This is a genomic window from Alcaligenes parafaecalis, assembly GCF_026344135.1.
GTDB classification, from domain to species: Bacteria; Pseudomonadota; Gammaproteobacteria; order Burkholderiales; family Burkholderiaceae_B; genus Alcaligenes; species Alcaligenes parafaecalis.
Genome location: NZ_JAPKNA010000003.1, coordinates 167,001 through 183,787, shown reverse-complemented (window position 1 = coordinate 183,787; position 16,787 = coordinate 167,001). Strand labels below are relative to the sequence as shown.

Here is a 16,787-nt window from a genome sequence, read left to right as displayed (position 1 = left end):
CACTTTCTGAAGGAGAGCTGCCATGCTGCAGCCTATTTCAAAACTGATCGACTTTATCGCCCTTGCAAGCTCTCGGCTGGCTGAAATGGCAGCGGCAATCCTGGTCGCTGCCATGGTGTGGGAAGTCTTTGCCCGCTATGTCCTTCATGCTCCTACCGTCTGGGCCTTTGATGTGGCCTACATGATGAATGGTGCTATTTTTCTGCTGGGCATGGCCTGGGTGATGCGTCAGAACGAACACATCAGCATTGATGTGGTTCGCAAGCACTTGCCCAGGTCCTTTGCTCACATTTCAGACCTGGTCCTGTATTTGCTGGTGCTGTTTCCCCTCTTTGCCGTTTTAAGCAAAGTCAGCATTCACAAAGCCTGGATGGCCTGGAAGCTGAACGAGGTCGAAATGGTCAGCCCCTGGGCGCCGGTCATGTGGCCCTTCTACGCCTGCATTGCGATTGGTCTGGTTGCCTTTACCTTGCAATTGCTTGCCCATGGCCTGCGCTGTGCAGTCAAAGAACAAAGCCCTGCTGACGTCGAGGTGAACCCATGAATTTATGGATCGCCGGACTGATGTTCCCTGCGCTGTTCCTGCTGATTTTTCAGGGCATGCCCGTGGCTTTTGCGTTGATCCTGCCCGCCTTTCTGGCCGGTTGGTACGCCTTTGGCCCAATGGTCTTTGACCAGATGTATGGCGCTTTGTACGGCGCGGCCACCAACCATATCCTGTCAGCGATTCCCATGTTCGTCCTGATGGGGGCCCTGCTGGAGCGGTCAGGCATTGCTGCACGCCTGTTTCGCACCATGCAGCTCTGGCTGGGCGGACTGCCGGGCGGGCTGGCCATTGCCACGATCGCCATGGCAGCCACCTTTGCTGCTGCGGCAGGTGTGGTTGGAGCGGTAGAAATCATGGTGGGGCTGATGGCCATCCCGGCCATGAAGCGCTTTCGCTACAACAACTCGCTGATCGCGGGAACGATCTGCGCCGGGGGCTCCCTGGGCACCATGATTCCCCCCTCGGTGGTTGCGGTGGTCTACGCTTCCCTGGCCCAGGTTCCGGTTGGCGAGCTGTTTGCTGCCATGCTCTTTCCGGGCTTGTTGATGACCACGCTCTTTGTGGCTTACATCCTGATCGCCACTACGCTCAAACCTGAGTTGGGGCCTCGCGCCGATGACGAGGATATGCGCAGACCCCTGGGTGAAAAAATCAGTATTACGATGCGTGGTCTGGTTCCCATGATGCTGCTGATCATCGCCGTTCTGGGCTCGTTGATGAAAGGGATAGCCTCCCCCACCGAAGCCGCTGCCTTGGGTGCTGCTGCCGCCGCTGTTCTGTGTATTTTCTACCGTCAGTTCAACTGGGAAGTCTTCAGTGGAGCCTTGCGGATCACGGTGCGCATTACGGCAATGATCATGCTGATTGTGGCCGGAGGTACCATGTTTACCGGTGCCTTTGCCGCCAACGGTGGTGCCAAGCTGGTGCAAATGCTCACCAGCGATCTGGGGCTGGGCAGCACAGGTACGATCATCCTGTTTCTGGGCATCGTATTTCTGTTGGGCTTTGTACTGGACTGGACAGCGAACGTGCTCATTTGCGTTCCGCTTTTCCTGCCCTTTATTGTGGCGACCGGGCTAGACCCCTTGTGGTTTGGCGTCATGGTGATTGTTGTCATTCAAACCAGTTATCTGACACCGCCCCTGGCTTCATCTATTTTCTACCTCCTGTCCATTGCCCCGAAAGACATGACATACGGACAAGTTTGTCGAGGTGTAGTGCCGTTTATTCTTGCCCAGTTGCTGACCTTGTTGATCGTCGCCCTGTTCCCCGCGATTGCAACCTGGCTGCCTCAGCAAGTATCCGGCTTTTAACGCCATTTTTATATTGGAGTCTCTGTGAGTAGCGCCCCCACCCCTTCTTCTCGTGCCGCTGAAACCGCCTATCAAGCGATTGAGCAGTTAATTGCCACTCTCAAACTGGAGCCTGGTCAGGCCATTGTGGAAAGTGATCTGGTGGAAATGACAGGTTTGGGACGCACCCCCTTACGTGAAGCCCTGATGCGTATGGTGGCCCTGGGATTGATCGAGCAGCAGCCACGCCGTGGTCTGCGTGTCAGTGAAATCCGTGTGGCTGAACACCTGACTCTGATTGAAACGCGACGGGTTCTGGAGCGCTTGATTGTGCAAGGGGCCGCCCGATGGGCGACCCCAGCCCAGCGCAGCACCTTGCTCGGCCACGCCCAGGCCATGGTCGATGCCGCCAATGCCAAAGATATAGACGCCTATATGTTGGCCGACCAGCATCTGGACGAAGTCATCCACCAGGCCTGTCGCAACACCTTCGCTGTGCAGGCGGTCACCCCCATGATCGTTCAGTGCAGACGATTCTGGTACGCCTACCAATATGAAGGTGACCTGGAAGCCGGGGCTCAAGCCCACTTGACCCTGGCTGAAGGAATCCAGGACGGAAATCCCGACATGGCCTTGCAGGGATCTGAAACGCTGATGGCTTACCTCAGCGCCTTCACCCGCAAAGTCATTGAATAAACCGATAGATCAACTATTAATAATCTGGAGACATCATGAATCTGAACGGCATTCTCGTTCCTATCGTTACCCCGTTTGACGCCAACAACCAGTTAAATGAAGCCGCTCTGAAGCGTCTGGTCGAGTGTTTTATTGAAGCTGGCGTAGGAGGAATTGTGGCCTGCGGAACCACAGGCGAATACTACGCGCTGAGCGCACAGGAGCGTCGCCGCGTACTGGAGATTGTTGCCAAAACCGGCCGTGGTCGCACCACACTGATTGCCGGCGTGAACTCCATGTCACCTGCCGAAGCCATCAGCCGGATTCGTGAAGCCGAAGAATTGGGTTACGAAGCCCTGATGCTGTCCCCTACACCCTACAGTTTGCCGGGTCAAAATGAGGTGGTGGCTTATTTCAAGGAAGTGGCGGCAGCCACCACGCTGCCCATCGTCATGTACAACTTCCCGGCACGCATCGGCATACAAATTGAGCTGGAATCCGTCTACGAACTGGCCAAGGTCAAAAACATTGTGGGCATCAAGGAAAGCAGCGGCAACTTCAGCCGAGTGGTGGCCATGGTCAATGCCAATCTGCCAGATTTCCAGGTTGTTTGCGGCTGCGATGACCAAGCGGCCGACTTCCTGTTCTGGGGCGTGCGCAGCTGGATCAGCGGCGGGGCCAATGTGTTTCCTGCCGAGCAGGTTCAAATGCTCAAGGCAGCCGAGCAAGAGGACTGGGACAGCGTACGTCGCATGATGGCAGCCATGCTGCCCGCCATTGCCGCCATGGAGTCCGGCAACTACAACCAGAAAGCCAAACTGGGCTGCGTGCGCCACGGCATTGATGTCGGTTCGGTGCGCTTGCCCCTGCTGCCGGTCGAAGCGCAGGAACGCGACGACTTCCTGGCCCAGATCAACGCTTACCAAGTAGAACAGGAGGCTTGAATGCCCACGCAGAAAGAGACTGTCTTTGAATTGGCCCGCGCCGGAAAGCTGCACGCTTCCCATTTGATTCCGGGCCATCAAACCACGGCTTCGGCCCTGCTCGATAACATCAGCCCTATCGACCTGGCCGTGATTGGCAAAATCGCTGCTGGCCAAGCCTCTGATGTACAAGCGGCTGTCGCTGCCGCACGCACAAGCTTTGAGTCCGGTGAGTGGTCTGAGTTGTCTCCGGCAGAACGTAAAAAGATCATGCTCAAGTGGGTGGCCTTGCTGGAGCAACATGCCGAGGAACTGGCCGCACTCGATTGCGTGGATGCAGGCAAACCCATCACCGAATGCCTGAACACCGACATGCCCGCCACCATCGATACCTTCAGCTGGTATGCGGAAACGGCTGATAAATGCTTTGGCCGCATTTCCCCAACCGGCTCAGACGCGTTGGGCTTGATCACAAAAGAACCCATTGGGGTGGTGGCTGCCGTCCTGCCCTGGAACTTCCCGGCCCAGATGTACGCCTGGAAAGTGGCTCCTGCTCTGGTGTGCGGCAACTCGGTCATTGTGAAACCGTCCGAGCTGACCAGTCTTAGCGCCTACCGCATGACACAGCTGGCACATCAGGCAGGCATCCCCGCAGGGGCACTGATCCTGATCACCGGCACAGGCGAGGAAGTCGGGGAGCCTTTGGGACGGCACGAGGACGTGGACATTGTGTCGTTCACCGGCTCCACCGAAGTGGGTCGCCTGTTCCTGAAATACTCCGCAGAAAGCAACCTGAAGGAAGTCGTGCTGGAATGCGGTGGAAAAAGCCCGCAGGTCGTTTTTGAAGATGCCCTGCTGGACGAAGCGGTCCCCTCCATCCTGGCGGCCGCATTCTGGAACATGAGCGAAAACTGCAGTTGCGGCTCCCGCCTGATCGTACACAGCAGCCTGAAAGACACACTGCTGCAAAAACTCAAACAGGGGCTAGGCTCCTGGAAAGTGGGCTTGCCTACGGACCCGGATGTGTCTATCGGACCGATGGTAGAAAAAGCGCACTTTGAAAAAGTGGCCAGCTTTCTGGAAAACCCCGGAAAAAATGCCAAGCTGGTTCATGGCGGGCGTATTCATAGTGACTTGGGCAGTGGCTGGTATATCGAACCCACTATCTTCGATCACATTACCCCGGAAGACCGCCTGTTCCAGGAAGAAGTGTTCGGCCCCGTTCTGGCCGTCACTACCTTCGAGACAGAAGAGCAAGCGATCACCTTGGCAAACGATACCCAATACGGCCTGGCCGCCTCCATCTACACCCTTGATGTGCGCCGAGCACAACGTGTCTCGCGCAAGATCAAAGCGGGCACAGTCTCGGTGAATGGCTTTTCAGAAGGCGACATCACCGCTCCTTTTGGCGGCTTCAAACTGTCCGGTTTTGGCGGCAAAGACAAGGGAATGGAGGCGCTGGATCAGTACCAGCAAACCAAGGCGATCTGGTATGTCAATCAGTAAGCCGCTGCTTGCATAGCCCAGGCATCAATAAGCAGGCTGCTGTACACCGCCCCCTCCCAGACTCCTGGACATCAAAACGGGGGGCGGTTCTTGCCATTGAGCTGCTTCGGTTTCCTGGGCAGGTATGACATCCTGCTTCGAGATCTCGTCCGGCTCCCTCGGCATGGGGCATTCACGATGTGACACTAGTAATTAGCCCGCAACAGACAGAACGATACTAGTAGAAAAAAGCCCCCCGCTCCAAGGGCACCGTCTTGTCCGTACACACCCGTTTCAGCTCCTGGGCAAACAGCTTATCCACCGGTCGCTGCGGGCCAGCCTCACGCGTAAACAAGGCGATGGGCGACAAGCCCCACTCGAAGGAATACGGCACGATTGCCACCCCGGACACGCGCACCAGCTCCTCGGCAATTTCGGTCGGCACCACAGACACCGCACGAGGGTGGTTCACGATCAGCTCACCGATCAGCTTGGGAGACGAGGTCTCCACGCTGGGCACTGGCTCCAGCAAACCTGCCCGTAAAAACAAGTTCGCCACCTGCCGCCGCATCGGCGTATTGCGCGGCCCTAAAATCCAGTCCAGATCCTGCAGTTGTGACCAGTCCAGCTTGCGCCGCCCAAGTCGACCTGCCAGTTCTCGACTGGCAATCAGGCGCGGTTGCTGCGCGTATAGCGCCTCATGACGCAGGCCTTTCATATTCAATTCGGGGGAACTGCGGGCCACTACGGCATCCAGGGCGTGATCGCGCAGTTGTTCCAGCAGGGTCTCTGTCAGTCCTTCGGTAATGCTGACAGACACGACCTGCCCTTGGGGGCGAGTGGCTCTCAAGGCGGTGGAAACCAGCTTGCCGGACACCAGAGGAATGACGCCCAAACGCAAATGGGCTTGCCGCCCCATGCTGTGCGCCTGCAAGTCCAGGCTCAACAACTCCATATCCTGCACCATGGCCCGAGCGCGTGAAATCACGATCTGCCCCTGCGGTGTTGCCTCCATGCCACGGGAGGATCGCAGAAACAGCGGAGTGCCAAAGACCTGCTCGACCTCGGCCAGTGCCTGGGTGACGGCAGGCTGGCTCATCGCCATCAAATCCGCCACTTTGGTGAGCGAACCCAGGCGATCAATCTCGATCAGCAATGCCAGGTGACGCAGCTTCAGCCGTTGCACCAACCTATGGGCGATATCGTTTGTTTCCAAGCCTTTGCCTCTAGCTATAAGCATCTACTAATGGGGTAATAATAAGCCCTAATACCCTGGCCTGTTTAATTATCTACACTTGTTGAAAAGCGGCGCTGGTGCCTACTTCCCACGCCATTCCCAGATTCCACCAAACACCTGTTTGACGCCTGAGCAAGAGGAAACTATGAGTTCACCCGTAGATCGACAAGCTGCACTGGATTATCACGAGTTCCCGATTCCCGGCAAAGTGACGATTGCCGCCACCAAACCCCTGGTCAGCCAACGCGATCTGGGCCTGGCTTATTCGCCCGGTGTAGCCGCCGCTTGTGAAGAAATTGTTATCGACCCGCAAAATGCCTTCCGCTACACCGGCCGTGGCAATCTGGTGGGTGTGATCTCCAACGGTACGGCAGTGCTGGGTCTGGGCAATATTGGCGCGCTGGCCTCCAAACCCGTGATGGAAGGCAAGGCCGTTCTGTTCAAGAAGTTTGCTGGTCTGGACGTGTTCGACATCGAGATCAACGAAACCGACCCTGACAAGCTGGTCGACATCATTGCCGGTCTGGAGCCGACTTTTGGTGGCATCAACCTGGAAGACATCAAGGCACCCGAGTGTTTTGAAGTTGAGCGCAAGCTGCGCGCACGCATGAATATCCCCGTCTTCCACGACGATCAGCACGGTACCGCCATTTGTGTGACGGCTGCCTTCCTGAACGGCCTGAAAGTCGTCGGCAAAGACATCAAGAAGATCAAGGTTGTGACCTCCGGTGCCGGTGCAGCCGCTTTGGCTTGCCTGGACTTGATGGTGGACATGGGTCTGCCTGAAGAAAACGTCTGGGTCACCGACATTGATGGCGTGGTCTACAAAGGTCGCCCCGGCCATCAAGTGCCTGAACTGGCCCGTTTCGCCAAAGAAACCGAAGCCCGCAAGCTGGCTGATGTGATCGAAAATGCCGACGTGTTCGTGGGTCTGTCCGCCGGTGGCGTGCTGAAAGCTGAAATGCTGCAAAAAATGGCAGACCGTCCTTTTGTGATGGCACTGGCCAACCCCACCCCCGAAATTCTGCCTGAAGTGGCCAAGGCCGCTCGCGATGACGTCATCATGGCAACTGGCCGTTCGGACTTCCCGAACCAGGTCAATAACGTGCTGTGCTTCCCTTACATCTTCCGCGGTGCGCTGGATGTGGGTGCGACCACCATTACCCGTGGCATGGAAAAAGCGGCTGCACGCGCCATTGCCGCCCTGGCTGAAGAAGAGCAAGACGAAGCCGTGGCCGCTGCCTACGGTGGGTACGGTCTGAGCTTTGGCCCCGACTACCTGATTCCCAAGCCATTCGATCCACGCCTGATCGTGCGTATCGCCCCTGCCGTGGCCCAGGCCGCCATGGAAGAAGGTGTGGCTACCCGCCCTATCGCTGACCTGGAAGGCTACATCGCCAAGTTGCAGCAGTTCGTCTACCACTCCGGCGCGTTCATGAAGCCCGTGTTTGCGGTGGCCAAGCAATTGGTACGCGAAGGCGGCAAGGCTCGCATCGTCTTTACCGAAGGTGAAGAAGAACGCGTTCTGCGTGCCGTGCAAGTGATTGTGGACGAGAAGCTGGCTCACCCGATTCTGGTTGGCCGCCCTGCCGTGCTGCTGTCCCGCATCAAGAAATTTGGTCTGCGCCTGCGTCTGGGCGTGGATGTGGAAGTGACCAACCCCGAGTCCGACGACCGTTTCCACCAGTACTGGACAACGTACTGGGAAAAAATGTGCCGTCGCGGTATCAGCAAGGAAATGGCTCGCGTGGAAATGCGCCGTCGCCTGACTCTGATTGGCTCGACCATGGTGCACCTGGGCGATGCCGATGGCATGATCTGCGGCACGATCGGCTCCTACCACAACCACCTGCGTTACATCGACGAGATGATCGGCCGCAAGCCCAACTCCAGCGTGTACGCCGCCATGAACATCCTGCTCTTGGGCGAGCGCACGGTTGCCTTGACGGATACCCACGTCAACGACGACCCGAACGCACAGGAAATTGCCGAATACACGATTGAAGCGGCCCGCATGTTGAGCACACTGAGCCTGGAGCCTAAGGTTGCCTTGCTGTCGCGCTCCAACTTCGGTTCGGACTCAGCGGCTTCCGGCCCCAAGATGCGCGAAGCCCTGAAGCTGATTCAGGAACAGGCACCCGACCTGCAAGTAGACGGCGAAATGCACGCCGACTGCGCGCTGGACGAATCCCTGCGCAGCCGTACTTTGCCTAACTCGTCCCTGAAAGGCTCGGCCAATCTGCTGGTCTGCCCGAACGTGGATGCAGGCAATATCAGCTACAACCTGCTGAAAACCGCCGCAGGCAGCAACGTGGCTATTGGTCCTTTCCTGATGGGTGCTAATGCTCCGGTGCACATCCTGACTTACAGCTCTACCGTGCGTCGCATTATCAATATGACTGCACTGACCGTACTGCAAGCCAATCGCGGCTAAGCCTTAGTTGCAGAAACAAAAAACCGGCCTTTAAAAAGGCCGGTTTTTTTATGGGTGACGCTAAACGCCAAAAGCTTATTCCAGCTTGATATTGCCTTTCTTGACCACGTCGTGAGCCCAGTCGTACTGCTCTTTGATTTCCTTGGCGAACTCTTCAGGCGAATTCCCAGAGGGTGTTGCACCCTGCTTTTCCAAAGCCGAAATGATTTCGGGCTTTTTCAAGGCCTCTGCAGCGGCTGCATGCAGTTTGGCGACGACTTCAGGAGGCGTACCTTTAGGAGCCAGCAAACCGTACCAGGCCGGGCTGTTCAGTTGTGGGTAACCCTCTTCCGCCAAGGTAGGCACGTCTTTCAGAGCAGGCAGACGCTCGGGCCAGGCAATCGCCAGGGCTCGCAAATTACCCGCCTGAATCTGTGCCATGGAGGATGGCAAGTTATCAAACATGGCATTGATCTGACCGCCCACCGCATCTGTCACAGCCGGGCCTGCGCCACGGTACGGAACGTGCACGATATCGGTGCCCGTTTCCAGCTTGAAGGCTTCACCAAACAAGTGCAGCACCGAGCACGTGCCCGAGCTACCGTAGGAGTATTTGCCGGGATTGTCTTTCAGTTGTTGCACAAACTCTTTGAAGTTTTGTGCCGGGAATTTGGGATTGACCTCGATCACGTTGGGCAGGTTCGCAAAGTTGCTGACCGGCACAAAGTCTTTCAAAGGATCGTAAGGCAAATCATTAGGACGGCAAGCGGGGTTCACTGCCAGAGTCGAGATAGTGGCAATCGACAAGGTATAGCCATCGGGTTTAGCGCGAGCCGCTTCTGCCGCTCCAATCGCACCACCAGCACCACCTTTATTTTCCACAACCATGGTCTGGCCCAGGACCTCGCTCATCCCCTTAGTGACGATACGCGCCACAATATCCGTGGAGCCACCAGGAGCAAAAGGAACAATGACGCGAATAGCTTGATTAGGATAATCAGCTTGAGCATGGGCAACGGTAGCTGTACCAATTACCGACAAACTTGCACAAAGGGATAGCAGCGCAAATTTCTTGGGAAACTTCTCTATCATGGGAACATCTCCTCTTTAGTCTTTTTGTAGATCCATCCCCTGGGTAAGGGGAACTCACCAATAATAGCGCAGCTAATCCCCAACAATTGTTAATTATGAAAGCAGAGACCCACAGGGGATATACCTATATCTGCTTCTATTTACCGTCATCATGGCCACAATATTCCCGCTGATCCTGCCCGATTTTCTGTTGATTGCCTTGGGTGCTTTACTGCTTCATCGCTTCCATTTCAGCCGGGAGTTTTTCCAGGGTGCCGAAAAGCTGGTCTATTACGTGCTGTTTCCAGCCCTGCTGTTTGATTCCATTACTCGCATCCCGCTGAACCTGGGTGATACCTGGCCGCTATTAGTCGCGGCAGCCGCCCTGATAGCGGTCGGCACGGCATTAGCCTGGCTGGCCTTGCCCATTCTGAAACCCGAACCCTTGCAGCACGCTGCCCTGACCCAGTGCGCGTTCCGCTTCAATACCTATTTAGGCATGTCCCTGGCCAGCGCCATTGCCGGGCCATCAGGCGTGGCCGTCATGGCCTTGCTGGTTGGTTTTTCTGTGCCTATGGCCAATATGGTGGCGGTAACCGTGCTCGCACGGGGGCAACAAGGCCGTATTGCCATTGAGCTGCTTAAAAACCCATTGATTTTGTCTACGGTGGCGGCCCTGGCCTGGAATCTGGCCGGTTTCTCTGTCCCCGCCCCCCTTCAATTGGCATTTAGCCGACTGGGTGCTTGTGCCCTGGGCATCGGTTTGTTGTGTGTAGGCGCCACTTTATCCTTGCAAGGGTCACGTCAGGCAGGTGCCTTGATCAGTTGGATTACGGCCATCAAGCTGCTGGCGCTACCAGTTGCCGCACTGGCTATTGCCTGGGTGTTGGATATGAGCGCACTGGAGCGCCAGATGTTACTGGTATTTGCCGCTCTGCCCACGGCCTCTTCTGCCCACGTACTGGCTGCCCGCATGGGAGCCGATAGCCGTCTGGTCGCGCTGACCATGTCGATCGGCACTATACTAGCGGGCTTGACCATTCCACTGTGGTTATCCCTCGCTACCTGATCCAAGCCTATGAATCCGCAAGCTTTAACCCTGTCCTTGCCTGACGAGGACGCCACCACGGCCTTGGCCGAGCGCCTTGCCCCGCTACTGAGCGGCCAGGTGTCCGGAGTGCCGACGGGTGGCCGAATTCATCTTCATGGTGACCTGGGCGCCGGTAAAACCCACTTCGTTCGAGCCCTGTTGCGGGCTTGCGGCGTTACCGGTCGTATCAAAAGTCCTAGCTACGCTTTACTTGAAAGTTATAAAGTTTCTAGCTTATACTTCTATCACCTTGATTTTTATAGATTTAGCGATCCACGAGAATGGGTCGACGCAGGTTTTCGCGATATTTTGCAAGACAATGCTGTTGTGCTGATCGAATGGCCCGAAAAAGCAGGGGATTTATTGCCCGAGCCCGATCTGGATTTACACCTGGATTATTGTGGTGACGGTCGTTTGGCCACCCTGGATGCACGCAGCGCCAAAGGAACGCTATGGATTACGACACTCGCCCCCAGCCAGCAGAAGTAGCCCCAGCCGGCCAGGCCCGTCGCCGATTCGTCGCCACGGCCACTACCCTGTTCCTGCTCCCTGTCATCCCACGCCTGGCGCACGCCAGCACGATTGTGGCTGTCCGCACCTGGCCAGCAGACGAATACACACGCGTCACCCTGGAGATGGATAGCGAACTCAAGGCCGAGCACTTCACGCTGGAGAATCCGCACCGCATGGTGGTGGATATCCAGGGCCTGACCATGAACCGCACCATCGAAGAGCTGGTTTCCAAGGTCCGTCCTAACGATCCCTATATCCGTTCCGTTCGCGTGGGCCAGAACCGCCCCGACGTTGTGCGCATGGTGCTGGATCTGAAGCAACCCGTCGCCCCCCAGATCTTTACGCTAAAGCCCGTGGGTGAATACAAGTACCGTCTGGTACTGGACTTGTACCCTCGCGTGGCCCAAGACCCGCTGCTGGCCTTGCAAATTCAGGACGACAACGATCCCCTAGCATCCGTACTGGAAAGCCTGGCTCAGAACTCGCCCGACGCTCCTGTGCCTACGGTACAAGGGCAGACTTTGCCGCCCGTCGCTCGAACACCCCCGCCTGTTACCACCCCACCGCGCTCTCCTTCGCCTGCGGCCACGCCCGGCACGCCCAATCGCCCCTTGCTGATTGCACTTGACCCCGGTCATGGTGGTGAAGATCCCGGTGCGATCGGCCCCGGCGGTACACGTGAAAAAGACGTGGTGCTGAATATCGCCCGACGCTTGAAGCGCCTGATCGATGCCCAGCCCAATATGCGTACCTATCTCACGCGCGACTCGGACTTCTTCGTGCCGCTGCAAGTGCGTGTACAAAAAGCGCGCCGAGTAAAAGCGGATCTGTTCATCAGTATTCACGCTGACGCCTGGATCAAACCCAGTGCGCGTGGTTCGTCTATCTACGCCTTGTCCCAAAACGGTGCAACCAGCTCGGCGGCCCGTTGGCTGGCCAAGAAAGAGAACGATGCCGACTTGATCGGTGGCCTGAACCTGGGCTCCCATAACCGTCAGGTTGCGCAAATTCTGCTGGACCTGTCTACAGCCGCGCAGATTAACGATTCCGTCAAAGTGGGTGCTCACCTGCTAGGCGAAATCGGCAAGATCAACCGCTTGCACAAACGCAGTGTTGAGCGGGCCGGTTTTGCTGTGCTCAAGGCTCCGGACATTCCGTCCATCCTGATCGAAACCGCCTTTATCAGTAATCCGGAAGAAGAGCGTCTGCTGCGCAGTTCCTCGCATCAGGACAAGATCGCACAAGCCATCCTGACAGGGATTCGCGGATACTTTGCTGAATTTCCGGCACTGGCTAGCCGTAGTTAAATATCAGCCTGGTGGCTCTTTAAGAAAGCGCAGCAACTTTTTGCTGCGCTTTTTTTCGTTTGTAGCCTCTGGGGATACCCTGAGAGAGCAGCGCTCTGTTTGAGCGCTAACTGGTGTGGCTTTTTCTTGAGGGGGAGCAGCTAGTCGGAAGGCGAGTTAGGAGTCTGGCCGCAGGCTCTTGAGCTATCCAGGATGCAAGCCCCGTGCTGTTTGAGCGCGACGCTTATAGCTCGTCCGGGGGACGAGCTATCGCGCGAGTTCACGGGGCGCCTGGATAGCTCAAGAGACAAGGGAACCCGTGCGCAGCACGGGCCAGAGTCCCGCCTGCAGACTAGCTGCTCCCCCTCAAGAAAACTGAGGCATTCTTTGTAATGTGCTCAAGCAGGGGCGGCGACTCCAGGAATGCGACGAGCACCAATGGATTACCTTAAACACTTGAACCCAGACTTTGCGGCAGCCTTTACTCCCACTAACAAGCACTTCACCTAACAGATACTCGAAAAAAAGGACGCCTTCTAGCGTCCTCTTCCTGGCCTTTAACAGCCAAGCGATGCAGCCTCAAAGCCTACAAAGCCGCATCACCCTTGCTTTTACGTTTGAAGATCTTCCACAAGGCCCCAGCTACAACAGGCACCGCAGCAGCCGCAATACCAATCAGCACGATGGTATTCAAATGCGCCTTGATGAAAGGCACGTTACCAAAGAAGTAGCCCAGGGTAATCAAGCTGCAAATCCACAGTACCGCACCGGTAATGTTGTACATCTGAAAGCGCATGGCATTCATATGGCCCACACCGGCCACAAAGGGCGCGAAGGTACGGAACAAGGGCAGGAAGCGGGAAATGACGATGGTCTTGCCGCCATGCTTCTCATAGAACGCATGGGTTTTGACCAAAGCACGGCGATCCAGGAATCGGGATTCCTGGGTAAAGACTTTCGGGCCTATATACCGCCCTACGTGATAGTTCACGGTATTGCCCAGCACGGCTGCCACGATCAGCAAGCCACCCAGCATCACCGGGTCCAGCATGCCCGACGCCCCGAAGGCTCCGGCAATAAACAGCAAGGAATCACCTGGCAGGAATGGCAAAACCACAAGCCCGGTCTCGCCAAATATAATCAAGAACAGAACAAGGTAAATCCAGGCTCCATACTGCTCGACCCACACACCCAGGTATTGGTCAATATGAAGGATCATGCTGAGTAAATCGGGCATAGTTCCACACCAAAATAACAAACCCGCCAGTCCGGTACTGGCCAGACCGACACCATAGAGCAAGCGGTTAAAATAAGCCGCTACCGTTTGAAACCCGTTGAACCTGCTGCGTTCAACCCTGAATACACACAAGGCCAGTCGCCCTATGTCATCAAGACGCCGTATTATCCCACTCCCAGACCTGCTTGTAAGCCAAATTGCAGCCGGAGAAGTTATCGAGCGCCCGGCCTCTGTCCTGAAGGAATTGCTGGAAAACGCGATTGATGCCGGAGCCAGTGCCATCGAGATTCGTCTGGACGGCGGCGGCATACGCCGTATCTCTGTCAGCGACGATGGCCACGGCATCACGCAGGAAGAATTACCCCTGGCGCTGCTGCAACATGCCACCAGCAAGATTCGTTCACTGGAAGAGCTGGAGTCTGTGGCCTCCATGGGCTTTCGGGGAGAGGCTCTACCCTCGATTGCCTCCGTCGCTCGCTTGACGATCAACTCGCGCACGCAAGACGATTCCCACGCCTGGGAATATTCGCTGGGCCAAGGCGAACCGCAACCTGCTTCCGGGCAGATTGGCACGCATGTTGATGTGCGCCAGCTCTTTGATGAAATCCCCGCCCGTCGCAAGTTCCTGCGCACCGAAGGCACCGAGTACGGCCACTGCGTTACTGCGCTGGAGCGCATCGCCCTGGCACAGCCGCACATTGCCTTTCGTCTGTTCCATAACGACAAGCCCCAACGCCATTGGCGCAGCGGCACGCTGGAACAGCGCCTGCTGGATATTTTGGGTAAAGAGTTTATTGAGCAAAGCCTGCCCGTTGCTCAGGAGCAAGGTCTGATCAGCTTGCGAGGCTTGGTGATTCACCCCGCTCACGCTCGCCCCAGCGGAGACAAGCAATTCCTGTTTGTGAATGGCCGCTTCGTGCGTGACCGCACCGTGTCGCACGCCATACGCAGTGCTTATGCTGATGTTCTGCATGGTGACCGCCAACCTGCCTATGCTCTGTTTCTGGACATCGCCCCGTCCACTCTGGACGTGAACGTGCACCCAGCCAAACACGAAGTGCGCTTCCGTGACAGCGGTGCAGTGTATCGTTTTGTGCTGCAATCCGTGGGACAAACCTTGGCGCAAGGCATTATGGCCGGAGAGACTCCCGTCGCCGCCATGCCGTTGCCCGAAAGTGCCACTCAGCCACCAATGCCGGGAGCCCCCTACCCTTCGCAGGCTCCGGGCTCTGCCAACAGTCCTTACACCAGCAGTGAACCTGCCATGCCTTACAGCCACCCGGCTCGACAAGGCTGGCAATCCAGCTTCAGCATGCGTGAGCCCTCCGGTGGTGGTGCAGACTGGAAAAGCATGTATCGGCCGATTGAGCCTGTTTCTAGCAACACCCCCGTCACCAGCTATCAAAGTGACACGGATAGCGCGACCGACGAATTTCCCCTGGGCATGGCACTGGGCCAATTGCACGGCATCTACATTCTGTCGGAAACCCGCCAGGGCATGATTCTGGTGGACATGCACGCCGCTCACGAACGTGTGGTCTATGAGCAATTAAAACAGGCGCTGGATGGTCGTGAGCTGCCTCGCCAAGACTTGCTGGTCCCCGTAGTCTTTAGCTGCTCGGAAAGCGATATCGCCCTGCTGGATGAACATCAGGAAACCCTGGCCGACCTGGGCCTGAGCCTGAACCCGGCAGGTCCCACCACAATGGCCGTGCGTGCCGTCCCTGCCCTCCTGGCTCAAGGCGATATCGAATCCCTGGCCCGTGCCGTGCTGCGCGATCTGGCCCAGGTAGGCTCATCACGCCATCTGGACGAACAACGCAATGAACTGCTCTCCACCATGGCCTGCCACGGTGCCGTGCGCGCCAACCGCCGCCTGAGCATCCCCGAGATGAACGCTCTGCTTCGCAAGATGGAACAGACTGACCGGGCCGACCTGTGCAATCACGGCCGCCCCACCTGGTTCCAATGGAAGCTCAGCGAGCTGGACAAACTTTTTATGCGTGGACAATGAACGATTTACCCATTCTGTGCCTGGCTGGACCAACCGCCAGCGGCAAAAGCGCGACCACGCACACCTTGGCCCAACATTGGCCGATTGAAGTGATTGTGATGGACTCGGCCACGATTTACCGTGACATGGACATTGGCACCGCCAAGCCCAGCGCCGAGGAACAAGCCGCTATCCCCCACCACTTGCTGGATATTCGCGACCCGGTAGAAAGCTATTCGGCGGCGGAGTTCGCCACCGACGCCACCCGACTGATTCAGGAGATTCAGGCACGCGGGCATTACCCCGTGCTGTGCGGCGGCACCATGCTGTATTACAAAGCCTTGCGTGAAGGCTTGAACGACTTGCCGCAGGCCGACCCTGCCATTCGCCAGCAACTGGATGAACGGGCTCAGGAGATCGGCTGGCCGGGCATGCATGAAGAGCTGACTCGCATTGACCCTGTGACCGCGGCCCGCCTGGCACCCCGTGATAGCCAACGCATCCAACGTGCACTGGAGATTTTCCATATCAGCGGCAAGACCATGAGCGATTGGCTCAAGGACAAAGCCCAGCCGCAAGAAGAGAGCCATCAATACATCACCATGAGCCTGGAGCCAGAAGACAGGTCCTGGCTGCATAAACGTATCGCGGTTCGCTATCACGACATGATCGGGCAAGGGCTGCTGCAGGAAGTGGAGAAGCTCTACCAGCGCCCTGATTTGCATCCCGGTCTGCCCTCCATCCGCTGTGTGGGCTATCGGCAACTGTGGTCATATCTGGACGGCGAAGTCAGCCTGGACTTGGCTATCGAACAGGCTATTGCTGCGACCCGCCAGTTGGCCAAGCGTCAATTGACCTGGCTGCGCTCCGAGCCCGAGCGTCTGCAATTCAATTGCCAGAACCCGCAAGCCGCCGAGCAGATTGTGCAAGCGGCACGCCAGATCTGGCCAGCCTGATACACAAGTAAAAGACTCGTTTGTGGAAATGGCCCCTTGACGGTCGGATCGTATCCGACTGCCAAGGGG

At 57.0% G+C, this 16,787-nt stretch carries 14 protein-coding genes; 11 read left to right on the top strand and 3 right to left on the bottom strand.

Annotated elements, in window-relative coordinates:
• The first annotated feature begins 22 nt into the window (after positions 1-22).
• From OSH09_RS11385 to OSH09_RS11365, 5 genes are read left to right on the top strand one after another with little or no spacing between them, the layout of a single operon-like run.
• On the top strand, positions 23-544 hold the full coding sequence (locus OSH09_RS11385; RefSeq protein ID WP_207873466.1) for a TRAP transporter small permease subunit: 522 nt from the start codon (positions 23-25) through the stop codon (positions 542-544).
• A complete protein-coding gene (locus OSH09_RS11380; protein WP_045930984.1) occupies positions 541-1,860 on the top strand; it encodes a TRAP transporter large permease in 1,320 nt (439 codons plus the stop codon). The genes OSH09_RS11385 and OSH09_RS11380 overlap by 4 nt, the downstream gene beginning before the upstream one ends.
• Positions 1,861-1,884: 24 nt before the next feature.
• Positions 1,885-2,535, top strand: coding sequence for a GntR family transcriptional regulator (locus OSH09_RS11375; RefSeq protein WP_153229283.1), 651 nt, complete (start codon positions 1,885-1,887; stop codon positions 2,533-2,535).
• A gap of 35 nt (positions 2,536-2,570) precedes the next feature.
• Complete coding sequence (locus OSH09_RS11370) at positions 2,571-3,458, top strand: dihydrodipicolinate synthase family protein (RefSeq protein ID WP_266121032.1); 888 nt, start codon at positions 2,571-2,573, stop codon at positions 3,456-3,458.
• Complete coding sequence (locus OSH09_RS11365; protein WP_207873463.1) at positions 3,459-4,943, top strand: aldehyde dehydrogenase; 1,485 nt, start codon at positions 3,459-3,461, stop codon at positions 4,941-4,943.
• 217 nt (positions 4,944-5,160) lie between these two features.
• Here the strand turns inward: OSH09_RS11365 and OSH09_RS11360 are convergent, their stop codons facing one another.
• On the bottom strand, positions 5,161-6,162 hold the full coding sequence (locus tag OSH09_RS11360) for a LysR substrate-binding domain-containing protein (protein ID WP_266121031.1): 1,002 nt from the start codon (positions 6,160-6,162) through the stop codon (positions 5,161-5,163).
• Between the two features lie 142 nt (positions 6,163-6,304).
• On the opposite strand from OSH09_RS11360, the gene OSH09_RS11355 reads away from it, so the two are divergent.
• Complete coding sequence (locus tag OSH09_RS11355) at positions 6,305-8,593, top strand: NADP-dependent malic enzyme (RefSeq protein WP_207873461.1); 2,289 nt, start codon at positions 6,305-6,307, stop codon at positions 8,591-8,593.
• 75 nt (positions 8,594-8,668) lie between these two features.
• On the opposite strand, the gene OSH09_RS11350 is transcribed toward OSH09_RS11355, so the two are convergent.
• Positions 8,669-9,664, bottom strand: coding sequence for a tripartite tricarboxylate transporter substrate binding protein BugE (locus OSH09_RS11350; RefSeq protein WP_207873460.1), 996 nt, complete (start codon positions 9,662-9,664; stop codon positions 8,669-8,671).
• A gap of 151 nt (positions 9,665-9,815) precedes the next feature.
• Here OSH09_RS11350 and OSH09_RS11345 point away from each other — a divergent pair, with 151 nt between their 5' ends.
• Genes OSH09_RS11345 through OSH09_RS11335 form a run of 3 tightly spaced genes read left to right on the top strand, consistent with a single transcriptional unit; the run spans position 9,816 to position 12,553 of the window.
• On the top strand, positions 9,816-10,712 hold the full coding sequence (locus OSH09_RS11345; RefSeq protein WP_266121030.1) for an AEC family transporter: 897 nt from the start codon (positions 9,816-9,818) through the stop codon (positions 10,710-10,712).
• Between the two features lie 9 nt (positions 10,713-10,721).
• Positions 10,722-11,222, top strand: coding sequence for a tRNA (adenosine(37)-N6)-threonylcarbamoyltransferase complex ATPase subunit type 1 TsaE (gene tsaE / locus OSH09_RS11340; RefSeq protein WP_207873458.1), 501 nt, complete (start codon positions 10,722-10,724; stop codon positions 11,220-11,222).
• Entirely contained in the window at positions 11,186-12,553 is a 1,368-nt protein-coding gene (locus tag OSH09_RS11335) for an N-acetylmuramoyl-L-alanine amidase (RefSeq protein WP_207873457.1), read from the top strand. The genes tsaE and OSH09_RS11335 overlap by 37 nt, the downstream gene beginning before the upstream one ends.
• A 565-nt stretch (positions 12,554-13,118) precedes the next feature.
• On the opposite strand, the gene OSH09_RS11330 is transcribed toward OSH09_RS11335, so the two are convergent.
• Positions 13,119-13,769, bottom strand: a complete 651-nt coding sequence (locus OSH09_RS11330; RefSeq protein ID WP_042483676.1) for a VTT domain-containing protein — start codon at positions 13,767-13,769, stop codon at positions 13,119-13,121.
• A 145-nt stretch (positions 13,770-13,914) separates the two neighbouring features.
• Between OSH09_RS11330 and mutL the strand changes: the two genes are divergently transcribed.
• Positions 13,915-15,783 (top strand): DNA mismatch repair endonuclease MutL, encoded by a 1,869-nt coding sequence (gene mutL, locus OSH09_RS11325; protein WP_266121029.1) that lies wholly within the window; start codon positions 13,915-13,917, stop codon positions 15,781-15,783.
• Entirely contained in the window at positions 15,780-16,718 is a 939-nt protein-coding gene (gene miaA / locus OSH09_RS11320) for a tRNA (adenosine(37)-N6)-dimethylallyltransferase MiaA (RefSeq protein WP_266121028.1), read from the top strand. Before mutL ends, miaA begins: the two co-directional genes overlap by 4 nt.
• Positions 16,719-16,787: the final 69 nt, after the last annotated feature.